Annotated in this window: 9 protein-coding genes; 4 read left to right on the top strand and 5 right to left on the bottom strand. The window is 60.6% G+C overall.

All coding sequences use genetic code 11. The features are described from left to right. Positions 1-144 precede the first annotated feature (144 nt). On the bottom strand, positions 145-630 hold the full coding sequence (locus ABIB15_RS12920; RefSeq protein ID WP_354479304.1) for a MarR family winged helix-turn-helix transcriptional regulator: 486 nt from the start codon (positions 628-630) through the stop codon (positions 145-147). Between the two features lie 83 nt (positions 631-713). On the opposite strand from ABIB15_RS12920, the gene ABIB15_RS12915 reads away from it, so the two are divergent. After that, positions 714-1,577 carry an EamA family transporter gene (locus tag ABIB15_RS12915; protein WP_354479318.1) on the top strand — a complete coding sequence of 288 codons (864 nt, stop codon included), beginning with the start codon at positions 714-716 and terminating at the stop codon, positions 1,575-1,577. A gap of 33 nt (positions 1,578-1,610) precedes the next feature. On the opposite strand, the gene ABIB15_RS12910 is transcribed toward ABIB15_RS12915, so the two are convergent. Together ABIB15_RS12910 and ABIB15_RS12905 are read right to left on the bottom strand one after the other, a co-directional pair. Continuing rightward, positions 1,611-2,066 carry a nuclear transport factor 2 family protein gene (locus tag ABIB15_RS12910; protein WP_354479302.1) on the bottom strand — a complete coding sequence of 152 codons (456 nt, stop codon included), beginning with the start codon at positions 2,064-2,066 and terminating at the stop codon, positions 1,611-1,613. 148 nt (positions 2,067-2,214) lie between these two features. Beyond that, entirely contained in the window at positions 2,215-3,336 is a 1,122-nt protein-coding gene (locus ABIB15_RS12905) for a hypothetical protein (protein ID WP_354479299.1), read from the bottom strand. Positions 3,337-3,973: 637 nt separating this feature from the next. Here ABIB15_RS12905 and ABIB15_RS12900 point away from each other — a divergent pair. Continuing rightward, the gene (locus ABIB15_RS12900; protein WP_354479296.1) at positions 3,974-4,213 is read left to right on the top strand and encodes a hypothetical protein; all 240 of its coding nucleotides are present in this window, start codon (positions 3,974-3,976) and stop codon (positions 4,211-4,213) included. Between the two features lie 235 nt (positions 4,214-4,448). Here ABIB15_RS12900 and ABIB15_RS12895 read toward each other — a convergent pair whose 3' ends face one another. Next, positions 4,449-4,622, bottom strand: coding sequence for a hypothetical protein (locus ABIB15_RS12895; protein WP_354479294.1), 174 nt, complete (start codon positions 4,620-4,622; stop codon positions 4,449-4,451). 598 nt (positions 4,623-5,220) lie between these two features. Between ABIB15_RS12895 and ABIB15_RS12890 the strand changes: the two genes are divergently transcribed. Together ABIB15_RS12890 and ABIB15_RS12885 are read left to right on the top strand one after the other, a co-directional pair. After that, a complete protein-coding gene (locus ABIB15_RS12890; RefSeq protein WP_354479291.1) occupies positions 5,221-5,679 on the top strand; it encodes a prevent-host-death protein in 459 nt (152 codons plus the stop codon). A 2-nt stretch (positions 5,680-5,681) separates the two neighbouring features. Further along, positions 5,682-6,023: a hypothetical protein gene (locus ABIB15_RS12885; RefSeq protein WP_354479289.1), complete on the top strand. Its 342-nt coding sequence runs from the start codon at positions 5,682-5,684 to the stop codon at positions 6,021-6,023. Positions 6,024-6,051: 28 nt separating this feature from the next. Here ABIB15_RS12885 and ABIB15_RS12880 read toward each other — a convergent pair whose 3' ends face one another. Beyond that, positions 6,052-6,312, bottom strand: coding sequence for a uracil-DNA glycosylase family protein (locus ABIB15_RS12880; RefSeq protein WP_354479315.1), 261 nt, complete (start codon positions 6,310-6,312; stop codon positions 6,052-6,054). Between the last annotated feature and the right edge of the window lie 692 nt (positions 6,313-7,004).

Below are 7,004 nucleotides of genomic sequence, written 5' to 3'. Positions count from 1 at the left end.
TTGCAGGTGAGGCACCCTTTCGGGCATCTTCATCCGGCGGGGTATACGGGCATCGAGCCTCAAGGCGGGAGTTGATCTGCCTGAGCCCCGACCAGCAAGCCGTTGAAGGTCCGGCTTGCGGAAAGCGCGAGAGTGGGGACGCGGTTATCTGGAGCTTTCCGTGATGCGTTGAAGGAACATCGCGAGATTCGCCTGCTCCTCGACGCTGAGTGTGGCGATGATGGCATGCTCGGTTTCAAGGTGGTCAGGCAACGTTGTCTCGATTAGTTCTCGTCCGGCATCGGTGAGCGCGACGAGCGTTCCGCGGCCGTCGCCGGGGTTCGCCTCGCGTTTGACCAATCCGCGACTTTCCAACTTGTTCAGTCGCTGCGCTACTGCGCTGGTCGAAATCATGGCTTCCCGTGCCAGTTTCACCGGGGCGATCCGATATGGCGCACCGCTTCGCAGCAACGTGGCGAGCACGTCGAAGGAGGGCGCGTCCAGACCGTGCCGAGCGAATGTGGCAGCTAGGCGAGACTCCACGGCCATCGCAGCCCTACTCAACCGGCCGATCACGGCCATCGGTGAGACATCAAGCTCGGGCTTCTCCACATGCCACTGCTGGAGGATGCGATCCAACTGGTCTGCCATGCCTCCAGACTAGCAATTGCTAAGCACTTAGGTATTATAGCTAAGTGCTTAGCAATCGAGTTCTTCGTCTGGTGACCACAGCAATGGCCCCTGCGCTGTGGGGAACCACATACTTGACGACCACGTTGTACCTCCCGGAGGATCGGCCGTTGCTCGCGGCAACCCTGCGTGCGCTTCCCGCAGGCGTCCTGCTCCTGGTGTTGTCCCGACGACTGCCTCAGGGCCAATGGTGGTGGAAGTCTTGGGTCCTCGGCGTCCTCAATATCGGAGCGTTCTTTGCGTTGCTCTTCATCGCGGCCTACCGGCTCCCAGGCGGTGTGGCAGCCATCATCGGTGGGATTCAGCCTCTCGTAGTCGCAATCCTGGCAAGCCGCGTTCTCCACGAAAGACTGACCGCGCGCTCGGTCATAGCCGGCGCGACCGGAGTGTTCGGCGTCTGCCTCATCGTGCTACAGACGCAAGCACGCCTCGACGCCATCGGCATCCTGGCAGCTCTCGCAGGCACCCTCTCCATGGCATCCGGAATCGTGCTCTCCAAGAAGTGGGGACAGCCTGCACCTCCGCTGACCACAACCGCATGGCAGCTAATCACGGGAGGACTCACCCTTCTGATCATCATGCTCGTCCTCGAAGGTCTCCCCACTACCCCGCTCACTCCGGTAAACCTCATGGGCTACACCTATCTTTCTGTCGCGGGCACTGCATTCGCCTACGTCATGTGGTTTCGCGGCATGGCACGACTTCCGGCAAGCACCACAGCCTTCCTCGGTTTGCTCAGCCCCGTCGTGGCCATACTCATCGGGTGGGTCATCGCCGGAGAGGTCCTCACCCCGACACAGGCAGTAGGAACCCTCATCGTCCTGGGTTCGATCACGGCCGCGATCATCACAAAAGCCGCGAAGCCTCCCCATGTCGAGGAAATTCCTATCGAAGCGCGCACCGTTTAGGGTTCCAATCGCGCTTGAAGGCAACATCGATTTCTAGGGAGAGATGCGCTCAGCTTCGAGCACCGGCCGTTGAGAGTAGATGAGGGCGGTTCTGCTCGATATGAGCCATTTGTCGTCGACACGAACGTAGGAATCCAGGTACTCCCCGGCAATGGCAAACCATGAGCCGTCCAGGAGTTGAACTTCCCCGTCGACGTCGAACCTCCCGGATCCAATTTCACCACTGAGGTCAATCGCGGCATTTGACGTCCAATGAAAGGCGCGACTCAAGAAGCGCCATTGTTCGCCGATCGCAGCGGCAATTTGCTCTCGACCAGTGAACTCTAGGTCTTCGCTCACTTTCCAGACTGCAGCAGGACTCCAGACAGAAAGGAAGACGTCAAGGTCCCGTCGGTCGGCTCCTCGACAGTAATCGGCGGAGAGCCGCTGTATGGCCAAGATGCTTTCGACACGGTCCAGGCGCTGAGCAATCTCGATCAGTGAGGGCACAAGACCGAGCCTAATGTGTCATCAAACGGTGGAAGAGGCCTGATTGGCTCGGTCGCAGCCAAAGCTCTGATCACGCGATCGGCAAGCTCTTCCGCCCCCGCCCGTAAGACGTTCGTCTAGGGACGAAGCTCGGCTGTTGTCGGTTGCCTCATTCCGTCCAATCGCGCGGCGTCCCGGACACCTCGCCCCAGGTGCCTTCGTCGTCGAGAGGAGACAGCGTGGGGATTCCTGATCCTGCGTATAACCATTCGCGAAAGTTGCCGCCCTCCGCCGCGACAGCGATGCCGAGGACCCAGCCAGAGATGGTGGAACGCCAAAGCCAAACGCATTGCCCGTCCACGCTGACACGCATCTCTAAGCCGTGGTCTGCGGGCAGTCCTCGTTTGGTGAAGTCTTCCCGCGTGTAAACAGCGCCAATTAGGTCGCTTCGGAACGCGCCGCTCCGGCTCCACCAGCCGATCGAAGAATTAGCGAGCAGGCGGAGCGCATCTCGAGTTTCCCGAAACCCGCGGTCGTCGGTTCGGCGTCCGTGCTCGTCAACATCGGCGCTCCCAGCTGTGGTGGCCTGGCGTTCTGCTCGGCGTCGGTCCGCCTCTCGCCTGGCGAGCGGAAGAGCCCATTCCACGATTGCGTCGAGCAGTGACCACGCTTTGGCGGACACTTCCCGGTTATCGTAAGCCAGTTCCCGGCCATGGGCGACGCCATGGCGAGAGATGCTGCCCGTGGTCTGAGTTTGCTCAACGCCTTCCACATAAGGAAGACGCAAAGCTGCCAGGGACGCCTCGATGCTGACCAACTGCATCGGATCCACGACGTCTGCCTGTCGGCTTTTGCTACTGGAGAAGAACTTCTTGTTGGCAGTCACATCGGTAGCAATTCCCTCTATTTGAGAATGCACCATTTGAATGGACGCGGCATACTCGCCACGCTCGTGTTGGCTGCGTGCCTGACGGAGAAGTCGGGCCCTCTGAAGGAACATCGCGTTGTACGTGGTTTCTGCGGCCCCCATCGAAGACACACGGTCGCAGACCCTCTTCGTGCGGTAAGTGCTGGTCTCCCACTGGTCAGCCAACAACTCGTCAGCTTCGCCACCGCGGTCAGTCTTGACCAGTCCGACCGCCCGCGCAACAACCTCAGATTGCATATTGAATACTGCCCAGCCTCGCGGGACGAGGTCAGTCAGCGCATCCTCAATCTTCTGCATCAATTCCTCCATCCCCACACCGTGCGCGGCCAAAGCCTCCCACTGCGCGTCCAGGTCGCTACTCACAGCGGCCATCCAGCTGGGCGGCGCCGGGCTCTCTCCAAGAGCGTCCAGGAGGGGCAGCAATTTTCCATCGGGGTCCACTGCGCGGCGGATCTGGGCGCGGATGGATCGCTTCGAAGGCGCAGAACTCATGTGTTGAGCATGCCACTGCCGACCGTCACGGGAGCACTGATTCGCACGACCTGGCAATAGTTCCTGCAAGTGCCCGCTCGTGGTTCGGCTTACGGGCGATCTTGGCCAGGCAACTGTCTCTTAACGCAGGCATCTCATAACCCATGCTGTTGCAGCCCGCCCGGGGCGGGAGACAGGGCGCTCTCAATAAATCTCATCTTGGTTGAGAAGATTCTTTCGTCTAGCCGAGAGCGACCTCAAGCCCTTGTCGGTCTCATATGGGCCGTGAAATCTCATCTGGGGCGAGATCTGACACGGTGTGTCAGTTCTCAGGCTACTTGCGACTCCACTCATCGAAGTTGAGACTGTGCGCGAACTACTCAGCCCTGCTGAATCGAACGGCAGCCACTGAGGTACTCAGCTGTTTTATCCGACCGTTGGGTCGTTTTTTCGCGGAAGAGGGGGCCCTCGACGCAAATGCACGTCGTGACTTCCACCCGACTGACGTCGTTGTAGGTAATCTGAGCGCGTGAGCTTCGACTACGAAACGCCCAGCGACAGCATGGACGATGCAGCCCGCATCCTTCGGGCCGAGGAACTAGCTCGGATAATCCCCGGTCTCTCCTCGGACCAACTAGCGGCCGTCGTCGAGCGGTGGTGTTTCATGCTGGGATCGCGCACTTCGATGGACGACGTGGACCGGGGCACGTTTGCTGACTTCCGTGCCGGGCTGAAGCTCAGCTTCGACGACGGCTCCGCGCTCGTCTAAACGTTGGACGTTCCAGAGCGTCCGGGATGGCGGCCTTGACAGGCAATCCAACGGAAATGTTGAGGATTGACGTGCTGTGCCCGATGGCCGTGCGTGCATTTACCCGGCGTCATCCAGCGGGTCTTCGTCGATACGGGAAGCGAGTGCGGCCGGGAGTGGCAATCCGTACTTCTCGCAGGCTTACGATTCCAGTGAGATAGTGATGCAGTTCCTGCCTCGATTCAGGCTGGCGAGTTCAGAGGCCGCGGATCAGCCATTCATGGTCGGGGTTTCGCCCGCCGTCCACATCAGGCGAATCCGATGTCGGCATCGAGATAACCTGCTCCTCCAACGGCACCTGCTCGGGTAAGACGCTCCAGCGTTTGGCGGGATTGGAGGCGTCGGCCTCGCGTTCAGCGTTTTCCATCACATCGCGAGTTTGCTCGCCGGGTCGCAGTTTGTCCAGACCCGGGGGCCGAGGTGGCGATCGTGTCGATGCGGTCCCTCAAAAAGCAACAGGCTCTAGATCTACTGCGAGAGGCTAAGAACTTCTACGGATAGCGCGAGCGGGGCGCCCGCCAGGCTTTCTCAGTCTCACTGGAATCGTAAGCCTGACTTCTCGCTCAGGAATCGGGTTTGGCAGTACCGCTGGGAGTCGGCGGCGACGTTGGCCAGAATCGCGGAGTTCACTCCGGCGCTAATGAGGATGCCGATGAACGGCACCACCTTCGCGACGCGCTGGACTGGGGACCTTGGCACCGGCCGGCCCCATCTGCTGCATCAACTTCTCCAGGGCAGCGATAAGACGATGGTCTGCGCGGAGCTTGTCTGACCACCTCACGCGATCCTTGATCGCGTTGGCCGCACGTGCAACATCCCGCAGCGGCTCGACTTTGGCAGCCTGCGCGATGAAGGAACGGCGGACAAGTCGCTGGCTGAGGGGGACGACGATCACCCGCTAACCAACGCTCGACCGTGCCTTGACACCGGGCATGGACTTCCGAATACATTCCGAATAGAATCGTCGAATGACGTTGATCAACGAATCCCGAACTGCGACCCGGCGCTCATCTGACCTCAGCAAGCACTCGGCCGACGTGTTCGCCGAGGCCGAGGACCACACGGTCCAGATCACTCGCCGCGACGGTGAGCCACTGGTGCTGATGTCTCAGCGCGAAGCAGACGCCCGCGCGACACTCCTGCAATTCGCAGCCGACCTCATCACGGTCACCCTCGATGAGGAGGGCACCCTCGCATCACGAATGGCTAACCGGTTCCCCTGGATGCTGGCGTTGTCACCGGAGGATCGAGCAAGCTGCGCGCAGGCTCTGGTCGACGCCGCCCGAGCATCGTTCGCCACAGGCCAGCCCCACCTCGCCATCGCCGAACTGACCTCCTGGCGTGAGACCGCAACCGCGATCGCTGCTGGACTCTCAGGCCACCAAGTCGAGTGGCTGGACGACGCTGAGCGGGTCGAGCGTCCCTGACCGTGGCGAATGACGATCTAGTCGCGCGGCCCACCAAGAAGACCGAGTACACGATTCGATTTGCTTCGGCCGGCGCGCGCAAGGGATGGCGCGACCTGGTGGCGACTATCCGCAACCCGATGGCAGACGCGTGGGATTTCCTTACGAGGTCGCCCGTCGAGAGAACGCCGACGAACTACCCGCTCCGCGGTGAGTTGCAATGCGTCGAGCGCGGAGGCAAGAGCCTAGACCGCTGGCAGCATAAGCCCACCGTCCAAGGCGACGCTCGAATCTGGTTCTACGTTGACGGGCGGGACGTGTTCATCGAACAGGTCCACACTCATCATCCAAACGCGACGAAATGAGCGCGCTCCGGTCCCCCTACGAAACTCATCACGCTTGCCGGGCTGCCGGTGGAGACGGGTGCCACGTGGGGATTACGGTCAACTCGTTGCTCGTAAATGCGGCGATGTGCGAGACGTTTTGGGCGTAGCGCCCTCCCGTGATGACAACCTCGACCTTGGGCAGATACCGCGAGAGATGCCGTAGCTCGGCGACCCCTGACGCAACTTCGTCCTTCGAAGGCTTCACACTCGCGGCCCCCAAGTACCACGGCACTATGTTCCAGCTCAGGACTCCTGTGTGGAGTCTCATTTCCGCTCGGGTGCGCGACACCATGGCCGCTGTCTAAACGTTGTTGTCGACCGATATGAACCCGGATCCCGGGCGAGGACTGTCGGCGTTCGTCATGGGACCAGGTGCTTCATGAATGAGAAGAATCTTGAACTCCACGCCCCCTCGGCTGGGTCAAAGAAGGGAACGACTGCGTTCCGCGAGTCGCAAGATCAGCGGCCCATTCCCGAAGCGGCTGAACCGACGCCTCCGTCTCAAGAAGTTGAAGCCTCTCGGCGACGTGCACGGGATCGGCGAACAACTTGGGCTGGCTCATGTACGCCCGATTGATGCTAATGCCGAGCTCAGATCAGAGAGCGATCCTCAAGCTGTCACACCCCCGCCTGGGCGGATCCTCGGCGCTCTCAAAAAGTCTCACATTCGCTGAGAACTTTTCGGCCGATCGGTCGAGCGCGATTTCAAGCGCCCATTGGTCTCGTATGCGTCGAGAAGTCTCATCTGCCATGAGATCTGACACGGTGCTGTCAGTTCTCAAGCAACTTGAGACTTGTCTCACTCAAGTTGAGACTCCGGTCGTGTCTTTTGCCACCCAACTTGTCCGTGCGCCGCTCACGTCCGCGGTGACAGATTCATGTCCGTTGCGCAACCCACAATGTCCATGGCAGGCGCCCTTTTCGACGACAACGGTGTTGCAGGTGAGGCACCCTTTCGGG

This window comes from Marisediminicola sp. UYEF4 (assembly GCF_040546025.1).
In the GTDB taxonomy this organism is placed as follows: Bacteria; Actinomycetota; Actinomycetes; order Actinomycetales; family Microbacteriaceae; genus Marisediminicola.
The sequence above is the reverse complement of the archived record's forward strand: the minus strand, read 5'-3'. Positions and strand labels throughout refer to the sequence as shown.

Bases quoted from the DNA above. Each gene is read 5' to 3' on its own strand.
- ABIB15_RS12880 (WP_354479315.1), bottom strand. From the start codon at position 6,312: ATGAGACTCCACACAGGAGTCCTGAGCTGGAACATAGTGCCGTGGTAC.
- ABIB15_RS12890 (WP_354479291.1), top strand. From the start codon at position 5,221: ATGACGTTGATCAACGAATCCCGAACTGCGACCCGGCGCTCATCTGAC.
- ABIB15_RS12915 (WP_354479318.1), top strand. From the start codon at position 714: ATGGCCCCTGCGCTGTGGGGAACCACATACTTGACGACCACGTTGTAC.
- ABIB15_RS12920 (WP_354479304.1), bottom strand. From the start codon at position 630: ATGGCAGACCAGTTGGATCGCATCCTCCAGCAGTGGCATGTGGAGAAG.